General features: G+C 35.5%; 24 protein-coding genes. 6 read left to right on the forward strand and 18 right to left on the reverse strand.

All coding sequences use genetic code 11. The features are described 5' to 3' along the window. Position 1 precedes the first annotated feature (1 nt). The 16 genes from rplX to rpsL form a co-directional block, all read right to left on the reverse strand. Positions 2-316: a 50S ribosomal protein L24 gene (rplX, locus tag LNP23_RS01910; RefSeq protein WP_047774310.1), complete on the reverse strand. Its 315-nt coding sequence runs from the start codon at positions 314-316 to the stop codon at positions 2-4. Positions 317-327: 11 nt separating this feature from the next. After that, the gene (rplN, locus tag LNP23_RS01915) at positions 328-696 is read right to left on the reverse strand and encodes a 50S ribosomal protein L14 (protein ID WP_007803649.1); all 369 of its coding nucleotides are present in this window, start codon (positions 694-696) and stop codon (positions 328-330) included. Between the two features lie 2 nt (positions 697-698). Further along, positions 699-959 (reverse strand): 30S ribosomal protein S17, encoded by a 261-nt coding sequence (rpsQ, locus tag LNP23_RS01920; protein WP_047774311.1) that lies wholly within the window; start codon positions 957-959, stop codon positions 699-701. 17 nt (positions 960-976) lie between these two features. Beyond that, positions 977-1,168 carry a 50S ribosomal protein L29 gene (gene rpmC, locus LNP23_RS01925; protein WP_047774317.1) on the reverse strand — a complete coding sequence of 64 codons (192 nt, stop codon included), beginning with the start codon at positions 1,166-1,168 and terminating at the stop codon, positions 977-979. A gap of 13 nt (positions 1,169-1,181) precedes the next feature. Continuing rightward, a complete protein-coding gene (gene rplP, locus LNP23_RS01930; protein WP_007803637.1) occupies positions 1,182-1,607 on the reverse strand; it encodes a 50S ribosomal protein L16 in 426 nt (141 codons plus the stop codon). Between the two features lie 19 nt (positions 1,608-1,626). Further along, on the reverse strand, positions 1,627-2,388 hold the full coding sequence (gene rpsC / locus LNP23_RS01935; protein ID WP_007803635.1) for a 30S ribosomal protein S3: 762 nt from the start codon (positions 2,386-2,388) through the stop codon (positions 1,627-1,629). Positions 2,389-2,393: 5 nt separating this feature from the next. Then, positions 2,394-2,807: a 50S ribosomal protein L22 gene (gene rplV / locus LNP23_RS01940; RefSeq protein ID WP_007803631.1), complete on the reverse strand. Its 414-nt coding sequence runs from the start codon at positions 2,805-2,807 to the stop codon at positions 2,394-2,396. Positions 2,808-2,813: 6 nt separating this feature from the next. After that, positions 2,814-3,092: a 30S ribosomal protein S19 gene (gene rpsS / locus LNP23_RS01945; protein ID WP_031456039.1), complete on the reverse strand. Its 279-nt coding sequence runs from the start codon at positions 3,090-3,092 to the stop codon at positions 2,814-2,816. Positions 3,093-3,098: 6 nt separating this feature from the next. Then, complete coding sequence (gene rplB / locus LNP23_RS01950) at positions 3,099-3,923, reverse strand: 50S ribosomal protein L2 (protein WP_007803623.1); 825 nt, start codon at positions 3,921-3,923, stop codon at positions 3,099-3,101. A gap of 9 nt (positions 3,924-3,932) precedes the next feature. Continuing rightward, entirely contained in the window at positions 3,933-4,223 is a 291-nt protein-coding gene (gene rplW, locus LNP23_RS01955) for a 50S ribosomal protein L23 (RefSeq protein ID WP_007803621.1), read from the reverse strand. A 7-nt stretch (positions 4,224-4,230) separates the two neighbouring features. Beyond that, positions 4,231-4,860, reverse strand: coding sequence for a 50S ribosomal protein L4 (gene rplD / locus LNP23_RS01960; RefSeq protein ID WP_047774320.1), 630 nt, complete (start codon positions 4,858-4,860; stop codon positions 4,231-4,233). Then, on the reverse strand, positions 4,860-5,477 hold the full coding sequence (gene rplC, locus LNP23_RS01965; protein WP_007803612.1) for a 50S ribosomal protein L3: 618 nt from the start codon (positions 5,475-5,477) through the stop codon (positions 4,860-4,862). The genes rplD and rplC overlap by 1 nt, the downstream gene beginning before the upstream one ends. Positions 5,478-5,881: 404 nt before the next feature. Then, entirely contained in the window at positions 5,882-6,187 is a 306-nt protein-coding gene (rpsJ, locus tag LNP23_RS01970) for a 30S ribosomal protein S10 (protein WP_007803605.1), read from the reverse strand. 11 nt (positions 6,188-6,198) lie between these two features. Further along, complete coding sequence (gene fusA / locus LNP23_RS01975; RefSeq protein WP_047774322.1) at positions 6,199-8,355, reverse strand: elongation factor G; 2,157 nt, start codon at positions 8,353-8,355, stop codon at positions 6,199-6,201. An 11-nt stretch (positions 8,356-8,366) separates the two neighbouring features. Next, positions 8,367-8,843 carry a 30S ribosomal protein S7 gene (gene rpsG, locus LNP23_RS01980; RefSeq protein ID WP_007803600.1) on the reverse strand — a complete coding sequence of 159 codons (477 nt, stop codon included), beginning with the start codon at positions 8,841-8,843 and terminating at the stop codon, positions 8,367-8,369. Positions 8,844-8,960: 117 nt separating this feature from the next. Then, on the reverse strand, positions 8,961-9,344 hold the full coding sequence (gene rpsL, locus LNP23_RS01985) for a 30S ribosomal protein S12 (RefSeq protein ID WP_007136570.1): 384 nt from the start codon (positions 9,342-9,344) through the stop codon (positions 8,961-8,963). A gap of 182 nt (positions 9,345-9,526) precedes the next feature. Between rpsL and LNP23_RS01990 the strand changes: the two genes are divergently transcribed. The 5 genes from LNP23_RS01990 (at position 9,527) to LNP23_RS02010 (ending at position 17,706) form a co-directional block, all read left to right on the forward strand. Beyond that, a complete protein-coding gene (locus LNP23_RS01990) occupies positions 9,527-11,227 on the forward strand; it encodes a BamA/TamA family outer membrane protein (protein ID WP_230003384.1) in 1,701 nt (566 codons plus the stop codon). Between the two features lie 84 nt (positions 11,228-11,311). Beyond that, the gene (locus LNP23_RS01995; protein ID WP_230003386.1) at positions 11,312-14,557 is read left to right on the forward strand and encodes a SusC/RagA family TonB-linked outer membrane protein; all 3,246 of its coding nucleotides are present in this window, start codon (positions 11,312-11,314) and stop codon (positions 14,555-14,557) included. 11 nt (positions 14,558-14,568) lie between these two features. After that, complete coding sequence (locus tag LNP23_RS02000) at positions 14,569-16,020, forward strand: SusD/RagB family nutrient-binding outer membrane lipoprotein (protein ID WP_230003388.1); 1,452 nt, start codon at positions 14,569-14,571, stop codon at positions 16,018-16,020. Between the two features lie 85 nt (positions 16,021-16,105). After that, positions 16,106-16,840, forward strand: coding sequence for a 23S rRNA (guanosine(2251)-2'-O)-methyltransferase RlmB (gene rlmB / locus LNP23_RS02005; protein WP_047774328.1), 735 nt, complete (start codon positions 16,106-16,108; stop codon positions 16,838-16,840). A 56-nt stretch (positions 16,841-16,896) separates the two neighbouring features. Beyond that, complete coding sequence (locus tag LNP23_RS02010; RefSeq protein ID WP_230003390.1) at positions 16,897-17,706, forward strand: DUF2490 domain-containing protein; 810 nt, start codon at positions 16,897-16,899, stop codon at positions 17,704-17,706. 4 nt (positions 17,707-17,710) lie between these two features. Here LNP23_RS02010 and LNP23_RS02015 read toward each other — a convergent pair whose 3' ends face one another. Beyond that, complete coding sequence (locus LNP23_RS02015; protein WP_230003391.1) at positions 17,711-18,208, reverse strand: hypothetical protein; 498 nt, start codon at positions 18,206-18,208, stop codon at positions 17,711-17,713. A gap of 74 nt (positions 18,209-18,282) precedes the next feature. Next, on the reverse strand, positions 18,283-19,044 hold the full coding sequence (locus tag LNP23_RS02020; protein WP_047774332.1) for a rhomboid family intramembrane serine protease: 762 nt from the start codon (positions 19,042-19,044) through the stop codon (positions 18,283-18,285). Between the two features lie 171 nt (positions 19,045-19,215). On the opposite strand from LNP23_RS02020, the gene LNP23_RS02025 reads away from it, so the two are divergent. Continuing rightward, positions 19,216-20,493, forward strand: coding sequence for a replication-associated recombination protein A (locus LNP23_RS02025; RefSeq protein ID WP_230003393.1), 1,278 nt, complete (start codon positions 19,216-19,218; stop codon positions 20,491-20,493). The last annotated feature ends 16 nt before the right edge of the window (positions 20,494-20,509 follow it).

Below are 20,509 nucleotides of genomic sequence, written 5' to 3' on the forward strand. Positions count from 1 at the left end.
ACTATAGTACTTGATTAGATTTTTTTGAAAATCTTACTTTCTTATCTCCTTCTACTCTAATACCAACTCTAGTTGTTTCCTTAGTTTTAGGATCAATTAGTGAAATGTTAGATATTTGTATAGAAGCTTCTTTCTTAACGATACCACCTTGAGGGTTTTTAGCACTTGGTTTTGTATGTTTCGAAACCATGTTTACACCTTCAACTATCGCTTTATTTTTCTCACGGTAAACACGTACAACTTTACCTTCAGCACCTTTATGGTCTCCGGCAATTACTCTTACGATGTCTCCTGTTTTTATTTTTAGCTTTATCATCTTAAAACGAATTAAAGCACTTCTGGTGCTAATGATACAATTTTCATGAATTGTTTTTCACGAAGTTCTCTTGCTACCGGACCAAAAACACGAGTTCCTCTCATTTCCCCTGCAGCGTTCAAAAGAACACATGCATTGTCATCGAAACGGATATAAGAACCATCGGCTCTTCTCACTTCTTTTTTGGTACGTACAACAACTGCAGTTGAAACAGCTCCTTTTTTCACGTTTCCGTTTGGAGTTGCATCTTTGATAGAAACTACAATCTTGTCACCAACAGAGGCATACCTTCTTTTGGTACCTCCTAAAACACGGATAGTTAAAACTTCTTTTGCTCCCGTGTTATCTGCTACTTTTAGTCTTGATTCTTGTTGTACCATAATTATTTAGCTCTTTCTAAGATTTCAACTAATCTCCAACATTTTGATTTACTTAAAGGACGCGTTTCGCTAATTCTTACAGTATCTCCAATGTTACAGTCGTTTGTTTCGTCGTGTGCAACGTATTTCTTAGTTTTCAACACGAACTTACCGTATAATGGGTGTTTTACTCTTCTTACTTCAGCAATAACGATAGATTTATCCATCTTATTTGAAGTGACAACACCAATTCTTTCTTTTCTTAAATTTCTTTTTTCTTCCATCTTTCAGCAGAATACAATTATTGTAACTCTCTTTTAGTTAACTCTGTAGCCAATCTTGCAACTGTTCTTCTTACACTTCTAATTTGAAGTGGGTTCTCAATTGGAGAAATAGCGTGAGCCATTTTTAGGTCAGCATATGTTTTCTTAGTTTGACTAAGTTTTTCTTGCAACTCCGCTGCAGAAAGATCTTTTATTTCTGATTGTTTCATAATATAATATAAATTATGCTTCGAAATCTCTAGCAACGACGAACTTAGTTTTTACTGGAAGCTTTTGAGCTGCAAGACGTAACGCCTCTTTTGCAACTGACAAAGGAACTCCTCCAACTTCAAACATAATTCTTCCTGGTTTAACAACAGCAGCCCAATACTCAACTGCTCCTTTACCTTTACCCATACGTACTTCAAGAGGCTTCTTAGTTATAGGTTTGTCTGGAAATATTTTGATCCATAATTGTCCCTCTCTCTTCATGAAACGAGTTGCAGCGATACGTGCAGCTTCGATTTGACGAGAAGTTAAGAACATTCCATCTTCATGTACAGATTTAATACCAAACATTCCATTAGAAAGTTCATGCCCTCTTTGAGAGTTTCCTTTCATCTTACCTTTTTGTACCTTACGGTATTTTGTTCTTTTAGGCTGTAACATTTTTCTTTAGTTTAAAAATTTACTTTCTTTTACGAGCGTCTGGTTTACCACCTTTATTAAAGGGCTTTCTGTCTCCTCTTGGAGAATCGCCACCTTTACCACCACCAGTTCCGGATTGTTTTTTATCCATTCCTGCAAGTGGAGAAAGATCTCTCTTTCCATAAACTTCACCTTTCATGATCCACACTTTGATTCCCATTCTACCATAAGTAGTATGAGCTTCAGCAAGTGCATAATCGATGTCAGCTCTGAAAGTTGATAGAGGAATTCTACCTTCTTTGAAACCTTCTGAACGTGCCATCTCAGCACCATTCAAACGACCAGAAATCAAAACTTTGATACCTTCAGCGTTCATACGCATAGAAGCAGCAATAGCCATTTTGATTGCACGTCTGTAAGAAATACGGCTTTCGATTTGACGAGCGATGCTTGTAGCCACAAGATACGCATCTAACTCAGGTCTTTTGATTTCAAAGATGTTGATTTGAACCTCTTTGTCAGTAACTTTCTTAAGTTCTTCTTTTAACTTGTCTACCTCTTGACCACCTTTTCCGATAATGATACCAGGTCTAGCAGTAGTGATAGTAACGGTTACAAGTTTTAAAGTTCTCTCGATGATTACTTTTGATACACTAGCTTTTGATAAACGAGCATGGATATACTTTCTGATTTTGTGATCTTCGGCAAGTTTATCACCGTAATCATTTCCACCATACCAGTTTGAGTCCCATCCTCTGATGATACCAAGTCTATTTCCAATTGGATTTGTCTTTTGTCCCATGCTGCTTAAGAATTGCTTTGTGTGTTATTGATAGCTCCAAGCACGATTGTTACGTGGTTAGAACGTTTTCTTATTCTGTGTGCGCGACCTTGTGGAGCTGGACGAAGTCTTTTCAACATCATTCCACCATCTACTCTGATCTCTTTAACAAATAATCCAGCCTCTTCTAAATTACCTTCACTATTTTTTTGCTCCCAGTTGTTGATTGCAGATAATAATAGTTTCTCTAGTTTTCTCGAAGCTTCTTTAGAACTGAATCTTAAGATGTTAAGTGCTCTTTCTACCTTCTGACCTCTTACCAAGTCCGCTACTAAGCGCATTTTTCTAGGTGAAGTAGGGCAGTTATTCAATTTTGCGAAAGCAATAGACTTATTAGCCTCTTTTCTCGCATCTGCTGTTTCTCTTTTACGAACTCCCATTGCTTCTTATTTTTTACCTTTATTTTTTGCTCCAGCATGACCTCTAAAAGATCTAGTTGGTGAAAACTCTCCTAATTTGTGACCTACCATGTTTTCTGTTACGTAAACTGGTACAAATTGACGACCGTTATGAACTGCGATAGTTTGTCCAACAAAGTCTGGAGTAATCATGGAAGCTCTAGACCAAGTCTTTACTACTCCATTTTTTCCGCTTTCAATGTTTTCTTGAACTTTCTTGTCTAACTTATAATGAACGAAAGGTCCTTTTTTTAATGAACGTGCCATATCTTATTATTTCTTTCTACGTTCTACGATATACTTGTTACTCGGGTTTTTCTTAGAACGAGTTCTATAACCTTTTGCTGGTATTCCATTTCTTGAACGTGGATGTCCACCAGAAGAACGTCCTTCTCCACCACCCATTGGGTGATCAACAGGGTTCATTGCAACAGGTCTTGTTCTAGGTCTTCTTCCTAACCATCTTGTTCTACCAGCTTTTCCTGATACAACTAATTGGTGATCTGAATTAGAAACAGCTCCAATAGTAGCCGAACAAGTTAACAAGATCAATCTTGTTTCACCAGATGGCATTTTAATTGTAGCATATTTTCCATCTCTTGCCATTAATTGAGCAAATGTACCAGCTGAACGAGCAATTACTGCTCCTTGACCTGGACGTAACTCAATACAAGAGATTACAGTTCCTAAAGGAATTCTGCTTAAAGGTAATGTATTACCAATTTCAGGTTGAGACTCTGGACCAGAAACTAATTTCTGACCAACTTTCAATCCGTTTTGAGCAATAACATAAGTTTTCTCACCATCAGCATAAGCTAATAAAGCGATAAATGCAGTACGATTTGGATCGTATTCGATTGATTTCACAGTAGCCGGAATTCCGTCTTTAGTTCTTTTGAAATCAATAATACGATATCTCTGCTTGTGACCACCACCCGTATAACGCATGGTCATCTTTCCTTGACTATTTCTACCTCCAGAGTTTTTTATCGGCGCTATCAAAGAGCGTTCCGGCTTATCAGTTGTAATGGCGTCATAACCATTCACAACTCTAAATCGCTGACCTGGGGTAATAGGTTTTAATTTTCTTACTGACATTTTTCTATCTTAGATATTGTTGTAAAAATCAATTGTTTCTCCTTCTTGTACTTGAACAATCGCTTTCTTAATTGCATTTGTCTTTCCACTGATCAAACCACTTTTAGTGTATTTTGTAGTTCTATCCGGTCTAACGTTCATCGTGTTAACACTAACAATAGTTACTCCATAAGCAGCTTCGATAGCTTTCTTAATTTGAACTTTGTTTGCTTTTTTGTCAACAACGAATCCGAAGCGGTTTAAAACTTCACTTTCTTTGGTTACTTTTTCCGTTACTATAGGTCTAATTATGATGCTCATATTCCTATTATTTACTTAAATTTTCTTCAATTAACTCCAAAGAACCTTCTAAAAGCACTAAATTATTAGTGTTTAAAATAGCGTAAGTGCTTAATTCTGAGCTCTTTACAACATTTGAAGCCTTCAAATTGCGTGACGACAAATATACATTTTTATTCGTCTCTCCCAACACAAATAAAGATTTTTTATCTTCTAACCCTAAAGCTTTCAAAACGTTAATGAAATTTTTAGTGTTTGGTGTTTCAAAATTAAAGTCTTCAAGAACGATGATATTCGACTCTTTTGCTTTGATTGAGAAAGCTGATTTTCTAGCCAATCTCTTCAAGCTTTTATTCAATTTGAATGAATAACTTCTTGGTCTTGGTCCAAAAATTGTTCCACCACCTTTAAACAATGGATTTTTGATACTACCCGCACGAGCTGTACCAGTTCCTTTTTGTTTTTTAATCTTACGTGTACTACCAGTAACTTCAGCTCTTTCTTTAGCCTTATGAGTACCTTGTCTTTGATTAGCAAGATATTGCTTAACATCAAGATATACAGCGTGATTGTTTGGTTCAATTGCGAATACTGAATCAGAAAGTTGAACTTTTCTTCCAGTATCTTTTCCGTTGAAATCTAATACTTTTACTTCCATTACTTCTGAATGATTACATAAGAGTTTTTATGTCCAGGAACACATCCTTTAATAACAAGTAGATTCTTTTCAGCCACTACTTTTAAAACTCTAAGGTTTTGTACTTTTACATTATCTCCTCCCATTCTTCCAGCCATACGCATTCCTTTGAATACTCTAGATGGATAAGAAGAAGCTCCCACAGAACCTGGCGCTCTTAAACGGTTATGTTGACCATGAGTTGCTTGACCAACACCACCAAAACCGTGACGTTTTACAACACCTTGGAAACCTTTACCTTTAGATACACCTTGCACATCTACAAATTCTCCTTCAGCAAAAATAGAAACATCAATAAGATCTCCTAATTTTTGTTCAGTTGCGAAATCTTGGAATTCAACGACTTTTTTCTTAGCAACAGTTCCAGCTTTTTTAAAGTGACCTAAAGCCGCTTTAGTAGAATGTTTCTCGTTTTTGTCATCGAAACCAAGTTGCAACGCTTCGTACCCGTCAACACCTTTGGTTCTGACTTGGGTAACAACACACGGCCCAGCCTCGATTACTGTACAAGGAATATTTTTCCCGTTTTCGTCGAAAATACTAGTCATGCCGATTTTTTTACCAATTAACCCAGACATAAATATTAATTATTAATTACTAAAATTCCCTTCAATTTGAAAATAACAGAAATTTCCAAACAGGGAGTGCAAAAGTAGCTATTAAAATTGAATATACCAAACAGTTACAAAAATTAAATCGCTCATAATCAAAATCCAAGCCCGAAATCAAACTTCATCTACCGCATAATTATAGAAAAAATAAAAATATTTTCCTTAACCAAAAACAACAAAATACTTAACAATTACATCATAATTAAAAATAAAAAACGTTGCCAACAGCCTAAAATAAAGACCTTTCGCAAAAACAAACATTATTTTCACAAAAATAAAACACAACAATTAACCCGGAAGAAAAAACTTAAAAACATAAAAAAAGCGGAACATTTCTGTTCCGCTTTTTATTTATAAAATATAATAAAAAATTATACTTTGATCTCTACTTCAACCCCACTTGGCAATTCAAGTTTCATTAAAGCATCAATTGTTTTAGATGAAGACGAGTAAATATCGATCAATCTTTTGTACGACATTACTTCGAATTGCTCTCTCGCTTTTTTGTTAACGTGCGGAGAACGCAATACAGTGAAAAGTTTTTTGTGAGTTGGCAACGGGATTGGACCTGTTACAACCGCTCCAGTAGTTTTTACTGTTTTTACGATCTTTTCAGCAGATTTATCTACCAACATGTGATCGTAAGATTTTAGTTTTATTCTGATTTTTTGACTCATTTTCTTAAGAATTAAGCGTTACCTTTTGCTTTTTTAATTACCGCTTCTGAAATATTAGAAGGCGTTTCTGCATAGTGAGAAAACTCCATTGTTGAAGTAGCTCTACCAGAAGATAATGTTCTCAATGTAGTAACATATCCAAACATCTCTGATAATGGTACATCAGCTTTAATAGTTTTAGCACCATTTCTGTCACCCATATCATTAACCTGACCTCTACGACGGTTGATATCACCTACGATATCTCCCATGTTTTCTTCAGGAGTAATAACTTCCATTTTCATGATTGGCTCAAGAACAATTGCACCAGCAGCTTTAGCTACTTCTCTATAACCCATTCTAGCAGCTAACTCAAAAGAAAGCGCATCAGAATCGACAGGGTGGAAAGATCCGTCTGTCAAAGTTACTTTCAAACTATCCACTTGATAACCAGCCAAAGGACCAGTTTTCATAGCTTCACGGAAACCTTTTTCTACAGATGGAATATATTCCTTAGGAACGTTACCACCTTTTACAGCATTAATAAACTGTAATCCTTTTGGAACTTTACCATCAACTTCATCAGCAGGCTCAAGTGTAAATACGATATCACCGAATTTACCACGACCTCCAGATTGTTTCTTGTAAGTTTCTCTGTGTGTCGCAGTTCTTGTAAACGCTTCTTTATATTCAACTTGAGGCTCACCTTGGTTCACTTCAACTTTAAATTCACGTTTCATACGATCTACTAAGATATCTAAGTGAAGCTCACCCATACCTGAGATAATTGTTTGACCAGAAGCCTCATCAGTTCTAACTGTAAACGTTGGATCCTCTTCAGCTAATTTAGCTAAAGCCATACCCATTTTATCTACGTCAGCTTTTGTTTTAGGCTCAATAGCAATACCAATTACCGGTGCAGGGAATTTCATAGACTCAAGAATAATTGGGTGTTTTTCATCACACAATGTATCTCCAGTTTTAATATCTTTAAACCCAACAGCAGCTCCAATATCTCCAGCCTCAATATATTCGATTGGATTTTGTTTGTTAGCGTGCATTTGGTAAATACGAGAAATTCTTTCTTTACTACCAGAACGTGTATTCAAAACGTAAGAACCTGCGTCCAAACGACCAGAATAAGCACGGAAGAAAGCTAAACGACCTACGAATGGGTCAGTAGCAATTTTAAATGCTAAAGCTGCGAATGGCTCTTTAACATCTGGCTTACGTAAAATTTTAACTTGATCTTCTTCTAATAATTCAGCATCATCAGGGTGAATTCCTTCGATACCTTCTTTATCCATTGGAGATGGTAAGTATTTACATACTGCATCTAACATGAACTGAACACCTTTATTTTTGAAAGAAGAACCAGCAATCATAGGAATGATAGCCATGTCAATTGTAGCAGCTCTTAAAGCAACATTAATTTCTTCTTCAGTAATAGAGTTTTCATCTTCCATGAATTTCTCCAACAAGTTCTCATCGTAATCAGCAACTGCCTCGATAAGAATTGATCTGTATTCTTTTACTTCTGCAACCATATCCTCAGGGATAGGCACAATATCAAAAGTAGCTCCTTGAGTAGCATCATGCCAAACGATTGCTTGGTTTTTTACTAAATCAACAACACCTTTAAAATCATTTTCTTCACCAATAGGTAAAGTGATCGCAACAGCATTAGATTTCAACATATCACGAACTTGTTGACAAACTGCCAAAAAGTTAGATCCTTGACGGTCCATTTTATTAACAAACCCCATACGTGGAACTCTATATTGATCAGCAAGTCTCCAGTTAGTTTCTGATTGAGGCTCAACACCATCAACAGCACTAAACAAGAATACTAAACCATCAAGTACACGTAAAGAACGGTTTACCTCTACAGTAAAATCAACGTGTCCAGGAGTATCAATAATATTAAAGTGGTAAGGCAATGTTTCAGGCAACGTTTTACCTTGCTCAGTTGGAAAATTCCACTCACAAGTTGTAGCTGCTGAAGTAATTGTAATACCTCTTTCTTGCTCTTGAGCCATCCAGTCCATTGTTGCAGCACCATCGTGTACTTCACCAATTTTGTGTGACTTTCCAGTATAAAAAAGAATACGCTCCGTTGTTGTTGTTTTACCAGCATCAATGTGAGCAGCAATTCCGATATTTCTTGTATATTTTAAATCTCTAGCCATTTCTTTACGAATTAAAATCTAAAGTGAGAGAAAGCTTTATTAGCTTCTGCCATTTTGTGAGTATCCATTCTTTTCTTAACAGCAGCACCTTCTTCTTTAGCAGCAGCTAAACATTCTGACGCTAAACGTTGTGCCATAGATTTTTCATTTCTTCTTCTTGAATAAAGTATTAACCACTTCATTGCCATAGAAATTTTTCTGTCTGGTCTAATTTGCATTGGAATTTGAAATGTAGCTCCACCAACTCTACGACTACGTACTTCTACGTGAGGCATAACGTTTGTTAAAGCATCTTTCCAAATTTCTAATGAAGATTTTTCTGAATCTTGCTTTTTAGACTCAATGATGTCAATTGCATCATAAAATACTTTGAAAGCTGTAGATTTCTTACCATCCCACATTAAGTTGTTCACAAAACGCGTTACCAATTGGTCATTAAACCTTGGATCTGGTAAAAGTGGTCTTTTCTTTGCCGCTCTTTTTCTCATGTCTTTTTTTTAATAAAAAGTTATAGGTTATCCGTTAAATGTTATGTGTCATCCATTTTAGCCTACGCTTTAATTTCAAACCCTTAACTCCTAACCTCCAACTCTTAACGTTTTAAATTACTTTTTTGCTTCTTTTGGGCGTTTAGCACCGTACTTAGATCTTCTTTGCGTTCTTCCTGCAACTCCTGACGTGTCAAGCGCTCCACGAACGATATGATATCTAACACCTGGTAAATCTTTTACCCTTCCACCTCTAACTAATACTATCGAGTGCTCTTGTAAATTGTGTCCTTCTCCAGGGATGTAAGCATTCACCTCATTACCATTTGTCAAACGTACACGCGCAACTTTACGCATTGCAGAGTTTGGTTTTTTTGGTGTAGTAGTGTAAACACGCGTACAAACCCCTCTTCTTTGAGGACAAGAATCTAAAGCAACCGATTTACTCTTCTTAGTTATCTGAGTTCTTCCTGTTCTTACTAATTGTTGAATTGTTGGCATAATTAATACTAAAAATTTATTATGTATATTAAATTCCCGCTTTTTACGGGGTTGCAAATGTATAAAATATTTTTCACTATACAAACGTTAATTCATTAATTTTCAATAACATTATTTATACTTATGATTTTACAAACAAACAATAGATATTTGCAATACAATTATTAAACTTAATTTAACACTTGAAACAGCTTCTAAACATATTGATTTTCATTTTTGGACTTAGCTGCCATGCCCAAAATTTTTATTTAAAAATAAACGGAACCAATCAAATTGAAAACAAAACTATCGATTCGCTAAATTACACAACAAAACACAACAACATAAAATCATTGTTTGACGAAATCAACAGCACCTCAAAAAAGCTTTCTAAAAAAGGATACCCGGACAACAAAACAGTAGAAACCAGCAAACTAAACGATAGCACTTATATATCGATCATAAATCTTAAAAACAGAATAAAACAGGCCCGTATATATATAGGTAGAAATAATACTTTTTTCAAAACATCAAAAAACCAAAACGACACTATCATCATCCCCTATGTTGAGATAGAAAACTATCTGAACCAAAAAACAATTGAAGCCGAAAAGCTTGGCTACGCATTAAGCAAGATAAAACTTGAAAATATCACCCGAAAGAATTCAATAATTTACGCCGACTTAAACTTTAAATCCGAAAAAAAACGTGTCCTAAATTCAATTATTCTCAATTACACAAACAGTGATGGAAAAGATTTTTTCCCAAAAGGACACTTAAAGCAACTCAATAAAAAATACATCAACAAAACTTTTAATCAGGAAATAACCAAAGAATTATACGACGATATAAACCGCTTTGAATTCATTACCCAAACAAAATATCCTGAAATATTATTCACCAACGATTCAACCAAAATCTACACCTACATAGAGAAAAGAAAAGCAAACACTTTTGACGGATACATCGGCTTCTCTAATGATGAAAACAAAAAAATCAACCTTAACGGATACCTCGATGTCACCTTGCAAAACATTCTTCATTCCGGGGAAAAATTCTCCTTGTACTGGAAGAGCGATGGAAACCAGCAAAAAACTTTTAACACAAAACTAGAAATCCCATACATTTTCAAAACTTCATTGGGAATAAAAGCGCAACTCAACATATTTAAGCAAGACAGCACCTTTCAAAACACAAAAACAGCAATTGATTTAGGTTACTACATCAACTACAATTCCAAAATATATCTGGGCTATCAATCTACCGAATCAAGCGATATTCAAAACACAAACAATTCTGCTATTAGCGACTACAACAACTCCTACACTACCGCAACTTTTGAGTACAAAAAAATAGATCCTATCAACAATCTCTTCCCTAAAAAAGCTTTTGCAAACTTCATAATTGGCTATGGAAAAAGAGACACAAACAATGATCCGGATACCGCAGGATCAAGTAAACAATTTTTCATCAATCTGGACATTTCCTACAATTTTGAACTAAATGAAAAGAATTTTATTAGTATTAATTCACAGAATTTCTATTTAAAAAGCAAAAGTTATATTTCGAATGAACTATATCGTTTTGGCGGAATTAATTCCATCAGAGGTTTTTTAGAAAACAGTTTACAAGCCAATTTCAATTCGTTAATTCTTACAGAATACAGATATATCGTCTCTAAAAACTTATATCTAAATTCTATCGTCGATTATGGCTTATACCAAGACTTAACCAACACCTCAAACAAAAGCGAAATCAAAAAATTAATAGGAATCGGAATTGGAACTGCTATACAAACCAAAAATGGCTTATTAAAAATTACACTAACGAACGGAGGCGAGAATATTCAGGAAATGCAATTATATAACAGTATCATAAACATATGTTATAATGTTAAATTTTAGCGTTTATCAAAAAAAGATTTTTATTTATTAGGAAAGTTAACAAATTATTAAGAGTTTTGCGATACTAATTCAAAATATTTAAAAATGAAACTAAAGTTCAATGGATTCTTAGTACTATTGCTAGTACTAGTGGCGCAACTAACTTTCGCGCAAGAAAGAGTTGTTTCAGGAATGGTTTCTGACAATACAGGAATGCCTCTTCCAGGGGTAAGTGTATTGATCAAAGGAACAAAATCTGGAACACAAACTGATTTTGATGGTAAATTCTCTATCAAAGCATCAACAAGCCAAGTTTTGGTATTCAGCTACATTGGGATGAAAACTCAGGAAGTAGCAGCAAGCTCATCCTCACTTAATGTAAAATTAGGCGCAGATGCAAACGAACTTGAAGCAGTTGTTGTAACAACAGCTTTAGGTATTAAAAGAGAGAAAAAATCTCTTGGATACTCTGCACAACAAGTAACTGCTGAGCAAGTATCAACAGTTCCTACAGGAAACTTCGTAAACAACTTAACAGGAAAAGTTGCTGGTCTTAGTGTAACCAATGGTACTAACTTTGGAGGATCTACAAACGTAGTTCTTAGAGGTTTCAAATCACTTTTGGGAGACAACCAGGCTTTATTCGTAGTTGATGGGGTGCCAATTTTGAACAGTAACGTAAACAGTGCTGATCAAAAAAGTGGTAGAGGTGGTTACGATTATGGTAACGCTGCTTCAGATATCAACCCAAATAACATTGCAGATATTAACGTACTGAAAGGTGCAGCTGCAACAGCTCTTTACGGATCTAGAGCACAAAATGGAGCGATTATCATTACTACTAAAAAAGGAAAAGCAAGAACTGACTTAGCTGTAGAATTTTCATCTTCTTACACTATGTCTTCTGTAGACAAAAAAACTTTCCCTGAATATCAAAGTGAATACGGACAAGGATATTTAGGACAATCATTTGGAAGCTACCAAGGACAACCAAGACCTAGTACTACACATGATGCTTCTTACGGACCAAAATTTGATGGCGCACTAATTTGGCAATACGACGCCTTTATCCCGGGTTCACCAACATACGGACAAAGAACTCCATGGGAAGCTGCTAAAAATGGTCCAATTGAATTTTTTGACACTGCGACATCTACAATCAACAACATCTCGTTAAACGGTGGAACTGAAAAGGCAACTTACAGATTGACTTATGCTAACACCAACAGTGATGATATTATGCCAAATGCTTTATTAAGCAAGAACAACTTTAATGCTAGTGCTACTTACAAGTTTAACGACAAATTAAGTTCAACTTTTAACGCTACTTACGTATCGCAAAACACCAGAAACAGAAATACGACTGGTTACGGAGGAAACAACGTGGCTGGTTTCAGACAATGGTGGGCAACAAACGTTGACATTAAAGAGCAAAAATACCTTTACGAATTAGGTCACCAAAATTACACATGGAACATTAAAAGTCCAACAAATATTGCTCCACAATACTGGGACAACCCTTATTTCACAAGATACCAAAATTACAACAACGACAGCAGAAAAAGATTTGCTGCCAATGCTAGTGTTACTTATGATGCATCTAAAAGCTTAAGCTTTACTGGTAGAATAGGTACTGACGGTTTCACAATGAGAACTGAAGACAGAATAGCTGCTGGTTCAATTCCTGCAACTCTTGGATCAAACTCAAACGGTCAAAACTTACCTGTTCAACCATCTGGTTATGCCTTGGACATCTATGATTTTAGTGAGCAAAACTATGACTTCTTAGCCACTTACAAAAAAGACTTAGCTGAAGAATTAAATCTTAGTGTAATTGTAGGTAGTAACTACAACGTACAAAGTAGATTTATCAACCAACAAATGACATCAGGAGGATTATATATCCCTGGATTGTATACTATTTCTAACTCTGTATCGGCTCCGGCTCTTCCTAGAATTGTAGACACTAGAAAAGAAGTACTTGGTTTATTTACGCAAGCAACATTAGGTTACAAAGGAACTTACTACTTTGAAGGTTCCGTAAGAAGAGACGTAGCTTCTTCATTACCTGTAGATCTTAATGATTATTGGTATTCTTCTGTATCAGCAAGTGTTATTTTCTCAAATTGGTTAAAAGATGTTGAATTCATCAATTTTGGTAAATTCAGAGCAGCATACGCTCAAGTAGGTTCGGACACTGATCCTAACCAATTACTTGACACTTATACTGCACGAAATCCATTCGGAACACCAGTATACTCTTTCAATACTACTAAGAAAAATGCAAACCTAAAACCACAACAGTTAGACAATGTCGAGTTAGGTTTAAACATGCAATTCGCTAAAAACAGATTTGGATTTGATGTCGCTTGGTTCCAAAACAAAGCATACAATCAAATTTTACCGCTACCTGTATCAACAGCTACCGGATCTTCATTCAACACAGTCAATGCTGGTACATTAACTACAAAAGGATTCGAGGTTACCCTTAATGCTACTCCCTTTAAAACAGATAACTTTGCTTGGGATATAAACATAAACTGGTCAAACCCAAACACTAAAGTTACAAAACTAGCTCCTGGTATCGAAAACATCAATATCAACTCACTACAAGGTGGTATCAGTATCAATGCTCCTCTTAACCAAGATTACGGTCAAATTTGGGGAACAACTTATGTGTTAGATGATGCTGGAAACAGAATCATCGGAGACAATGGTGCTTATGTAGTTTCTACTACAACTGACAACAAATTAGGAACCTACCAAGCTGATTGGACTGGAGGAATCAATAATAAGTTCTCGTACAAAAATCTTTCTTTCAGTTTCTTAATTGACATCAAGAAAGGTGGAGAGATATTTTCGCTTGATCAATATTATGGATACGGAACTGGTATTTACGCTAACTCTGTTGGAAACAATGACCTAGGATTCCCAATAAGAAATACATTAGCAAATAATGGAGGTGAAATTCTAAAAGGTGTAATGGCTAACCCTGCTTATACACCAGGAGGTAACCAACCACAATACATCACAAACACAACTAGATTAGACAGATCTCAATCTAGCCAGGTTTTAGGTACAGATCCTCCTGCTGAAGCATTTATTTATGATGCTGGATTTGTAAAATTAAGAGAAGTTGTTTTTACATATAATCTTCCTGAAAGCATAATAGGAAAATCTATAAAAGGAGCTTCATTTAGCTTAATAGGTAACAATCTTTGGATAATTGACAAAAGCTTACCATATGCTGATCCAGAAGCTGGATTGTCTTCAGGTAACACGCAAGGATACCAATCAGGACCTATGCCGACAACAAGAAATATTTCTTTTAATGTCAAAGTTAATTTTTAAAAAAAATGGAAATGAAAAAAATCATAGCAATATTAACCATTGGTCTGTCGATGACAGCTTGTGTTAATGAGGACATAAATACAGACCCAAACAGTGCATATACCACTGTACCGGGAGCACTAGTAACTTACACACAAAAGGAATTAAGTGATTACGTAAATACACCAAGTGTAAACGAAAACAACTTTAGACTGACGATGCAGTATTGGCAGGAAACAACTTATGTAAACGAGAGTAATTATGATTTTACAAACAGAAATGTTTCTAATAACATCTTTTTGCTTAATTATGTAAACATCCTAAACAACCTTGGTAAGGCAAAAGAAATTATCAATGTATATGATCCAACACCAACCGAGGCACCAAACTGGCCTGTTAACAAACAAAATCAATTAGCAATAGTTGACTTAATGCAAGTTTACACTTATCAGCTTTTAGTAGATACTTTTGGAAACGTTCCTTATACTCAGGCAGCAAATCTTAATGCTTATCCATTACCTGTATATGATGACGGAGCTACTATCTACGTAGATTTGATTAAAAGAGTTGATGCAGCCACTGCTAAATTAGTAAACACTACATCAACCACTGACTTTGACACTTTTACTGATGGTGACAAATATTACGCTGGATCTATTCAAAAGTGGAGAATATTTGCAAATTCCTTAAAATTAAAACTAGCAATAGGAATAGCAGATTCAAATCCAACTTTAGCACAAACTACTGCAAATGCAGCTATTGCTGCTGGGGTAATGACTTCTCCTGCTGATAATGCTCAATTACCGTATTTATCTGCATCGCCAAACTACAATCCTTTGTTTGAAAACCTTTCTGCAAGCGGTAGAGATGATTTCTTCGCCGGAAAAACATTAGTTGACTACATGAACACAACTAATGACCCAAGAATAAGCCATTATTATGATCCAATAACTGGTGGAACTTACGTTGGTCAAGTAATTGGTCAAGGTGGTGAATTTGGAACTTTTTCTAATATTGGTGAATTTGCTTACACTGCAACAACACCAGGTACTATTCTAAACTACACTGAAGTTGCTTTTTATATTGCTGAGGCTAATGCTCGTTGGACTCCAGCAGCAGCAGCAACGGCTTACACTACAGCCGTAACTGCATCTATCGTAGAATGGGGTGGTACTCCCGCACAGGCTACAGCATATCTTCTAACAAAACCATACGATGCTGCTAATTGGAAAAAATCAATTGGAGAGCAAGCTTGGGTAGCGATGTTTAATCAAGGATTAACTTCTTGGAATTTCTGGAGAAGATTAGATTTCCCTGTTTTAGCAGCTCCAGCTACAGCTATTATCAATGCAGGTGGTAAAGTTCCTGTGAGAATGGCTTATCCTGTTCTTGAACAACAAGTAAATAACTCAAACTGGAAAGCTGCATCTACAGCAATCGGTGGAGATTTATTGACAACAAAATTATTCTGGGATAAATTCTAATTTTATTCTCAAATAAATATACTAAACCACTCTGTTCATTCAGAGTGGTTTTTTTTTATATAAACATTATCCCTATATTTGCCCTATGGAAAAAGAACATCAAATATTTGGAATTAGAGCCATTATAGAAGCAATTCAGGCAGGTAAAGAAGTAGATAAAGTATTCATCCAAAAAGAGATTTCCGGTGAGCTAATGAAAGATTTGATGAAGGTGATGAAACGCGCCAACATAAATTTTTCCTATGTTCCTGTAGAAAAACTAAATCGACTAACACCTAACAATCACCAGGGTGCTGTAGCAACAATCTCCCCTATTGGTTTTATCGATTTAGAGCATTTGGTTGAATCAACAATCGAGTCAGGTACTAAACCTTTATTTCTTATACTGGATCAGATTTCAGATGCAAGAAATTTTGGCGCTATTATTCGTACTGCTGAATGTACAGGTGTAAACGGAATCATCGTTCAGAAAGCAGGATCTGCTCCTGTGAATGGAGATACTGTTAAAACATCAGCCGGAGCCGTTTTTAATGTGCCTATCTGTAAAGTTGAACATATTAAAGATGCGATCTTTTATTTACAAGGTTCAGGAATCAAAACCGTTGCCGCTACTGAAAAAACAGAGCAAACTATTTATGATTTATCTTTAAACGAACCTGTTGCAATAATAATGGGATCTGAAGATCGCGGAATAAACCCGTCTGTACTTAAAATTGTAGATGAAAAAGCAAAACTTCCAATGTTTGGAACAATTGGCTCTTTAAATGTTTCTGTTGCCTGTGGAGCATTCTTATATGAGGCTGTACGTCAAAGAAGCTAAATAGATCAGAAGTTTAGATTTTAGATTGGTAATGAATAATTTTAACTTAAAATCGAATGCATTCATACTTGCCGTTAAAACGATCCTTACAAAAACTTTTCATACTTTTATCCATAACAGTACTTTCAGATTACTGTTATGGACAAAAGACTACCTATAATCAATTCTGGAATGAGATTCAATTTACACGTACTTTAAACGAAAAATGGTCTGCAGAATTAGATCTCGCAAACTCCTTTAGTAGTACAGAATCCTCTTCCAATCTTTTCGAAAATAATGTACAGCGCTCTTTTAGATTTTGGGGAAATTACTACCTAACTCCGAGATGGAAGACTTCAGCTTTCGTAGCTTATTACGACAATAAGGATGTACCTGAAATTGGACAATTTAAATCCCCGGAATGGAGATTTGCGCTTCAGGGTACCTACTATTTTCACAAAATAGGTTATAGTTTAACCACGAGAATGCGTTTAGAGCTGCGACACATTAGAGATGAAAATCTAGAATATGAAAACGTTTTACGGTATCGGCAACAAATTAAATACCTAAAACCATTAAATAGTAAAGTACTACGAAAAGGAGTCATTTACGCAATAGCCTCTGATGAAATATTCTTAAAAACCGGAACAAAAGTAACCGGAGAAAGTTTCTTCGATCGAAATAGATTTAATATTGGAGCCGGTTATTTATTTAATGATGACATACAGCTTGAACTTACTTATGCCAATGAGTATCTCCCAAGAAACAATGGTGATCAAATAGTAAATGCAGCTTCGTTAACACTAACTTTTAACAATCTGTACAAAAACGTTAGAAAAAAACTATCTCACAAAAATGATCCCCCAGTTACTAAAGAGGACGAGTAACACATCATTCCTCTTCTTTCAAAAAGCAATTTAACTGCTGCATAATTGCCTTTTTATGTAATTTAAAAGCATAGTTTCTCACAAACTCTGTTCCTTCCATATTTATGTCAGCCGAAACGGCTTCAAAAACAGAAAAGTCTTTTAAATCTTTTTTGTCAATCAGATACAGCACCTGCATAACAGAATCATGTTTTATATAACGGGTATCGAAATGTTGTAGTTTATACTTATTAGTATTTGACAACTCAATAATCAAATCTTCTTTTATCTTTTGTCCAGTTCCCTTAGAAGGAAATGGAATCGGCTGTAAGGCAATAAAATAGCTCTCTTTATCCGTAACAATTCCAATTTTTAATGACTTTGATTTTGTAGTATAAAAAGTTGCCGGTTCCAAAAAATAGGACATCGATCCGTCAGCCTGCACTTTATTATGAATTTCACATTGAGCAACAACCGATACAGAAAAGAAAACCGAAAGAACTACAAAGACGACACTTTTCATAATTAAATATTTAGAAATTAAATCATTAAAACAAAAGTACTCATTTTATAAAAGCAAATTTCATCGTATTAAAACTATTCAATTTCGTCGATTTCATCACTTTTTCTAATGGTATAATTAACCAAAACATCAGAGCTAAAATAACTTGAAATCACCTCTTCTTCTTCGATCTCGGTATTAACAAAATTTCCATTCTCATCAAAATGCTTCATAAATGCGTCCCCTTGAGGATCAAAATCCGGCTTCTGCCAATCGTAAACAATTGGTTTTGCATATTCAGGCGCTTTATAAAACAAACTCAAAACAAAACCAGTGACAAATCCCGCTAAATGCCCTTCCCAGGAAATGGACTGATCTACATCCGGAAAAACATACCAAATCATACCACCATAAAGTAAAACAACAGAAAAAGAAAGAGCTACTAAACGGTAATAACGTGTCTGAATTCCTTTGAAAAAAATAAAACTAACCAAAACATAAATCAACCCACTAGCTCCGATATGATAATTCTCCCGACCAATAACCCAGGTAATAAATCCTGAAAATAAAATCCCAAAACCAATAACACCTAAAGTCTGTTTGGGATAAAAAAATTGCAGCGCCGCCAATAACACAAACAACGGAATGGAGTTATTATACAAATGACCTAAATTTTCATGTATAAAAGGGCTAAACAAAACTCCTTGCAGACCCGAAAAATCCCGTGGATAAATACCATTTCGATAAAAATCCAAATCAAAACGAATTTGAAACCAATAGACAATCCAAAGAAAAAGGACAAAAAACAAAGGCAGACCAATTACGGCGGTTGAAAATTTAAAGTGATTGTCGTTCATAATATAATATTCCGTTCGATTGATAACCATCAAAAAACTATCCAATTACAATTTACTGTTAATTTGTCAGCTATCAAAAATATTGTTCCCAATAGCAACAAAATAGAATTGTACAACAGGAATATACTCCTAAAAATATAAAATTAAAATTGAAAATAGTAATTTTACAAAATGGAAGCACCTTTAGCCGAACGAATTCGTCCACAGAAATTAGAAGATTATATTAGTCAAGCTCACTTGGTTGGACCAAATGGTTCCTTGACACAGCAAATTTCAAGAGGAGCTATTCCTTCGCTAATCTTTTGGGGACCACCGGGTACAGGAAAAACAACCTTAGCCCAGATTATTGCACAAGAATCAAAACGCCCGTTTTATATTTTAAGTGCCATAAACTCGGGGGTAAAAGATATTCGGGACGTCATCGAAAAAGCCAAACAAAGTGGCGGATTGTTTACGGCCAAAAATCCAATTCTTTTTATTGATGAGATTCACAGGTTTAGCAAATCACAACAGGATTCACTTTTGGCAGCTGTAGAGAAAGGCTGGATTACACTAATTGGTGCCACTACAGAAAATCCGAGTTTTGAAGTTATACCCGCATTACTATCACGCTGTCAAGTCTACATCCTAAATGCTTTTAGCAAACATGATCTGGAAGCTTTATTACACCGTGCCATGAAAACGGACACCGAATTAGCTTCAAAAAACATAACGCTCAAGGAAACAGAAGCACTACTACGACTTTCTGGCGGAGATGGCAGGAAACTGCTTAATATTTTTGAGTTAGTGATAAATGCCTCGCCAGACGGAGAAATTATCATTACAAATGATCGTGTATTTGAACTGGTACAACAAAATACGGTTTTGTATGACAAAACGGGAGAGCAACATTATGACATTGTTTCTGCATTTATAAAATCAATTAGAGGCAGTGATCCAAATGGAGCTGTTTACTGGTTAGCACGAATGATTGAAGGTGGTGAAGATGTAAAATTTATAGCACGAAGAATGCTTATTTTATCGAGTGAAGATATCGGAAATGCCAATCCTACTGCTTTTATTATGGCAAACAGTACTTTTCAAGCTGTATCAACCATTGGGTACCCTGAAAGTCGTATCATACTAAGTCAATGCGCTATTTATCTGGCTACCTCACCAAAAAGTAATGCCTCCTATATGGCTATCGGAACTGCACAACAATTGGTCAAGCAAACCGGAGATTTACCAGTACCTATTCACTTGCGCAATGCCCCAACTAAGCTTATGAAAGAACTGGGGTATGGTGAAGATTACAAATACTCTCATGATTATGCCAATAATTTTGCCGAACAGGAATTTTTGCCGGACGTCGTAAAAGAAACGGTTCTTTATAATCCGGGAAGCAATTCCCGAGAGAATAGCAACCGCGAATTTTTAAAGAACCGTTGGAAAGACAAATATGGTTATTAAAACCAGATCTTATTAT

This window comes from Flavobacterium cupriresistens (genome assembly GCF_020911925.1).
Lineage (GTDB): Bacteria > Bacteroidota > Bacteroidia > Flavobacteriales > Flavobacteriaceae > Flavobacterium > Flavobacterium cupriresistens.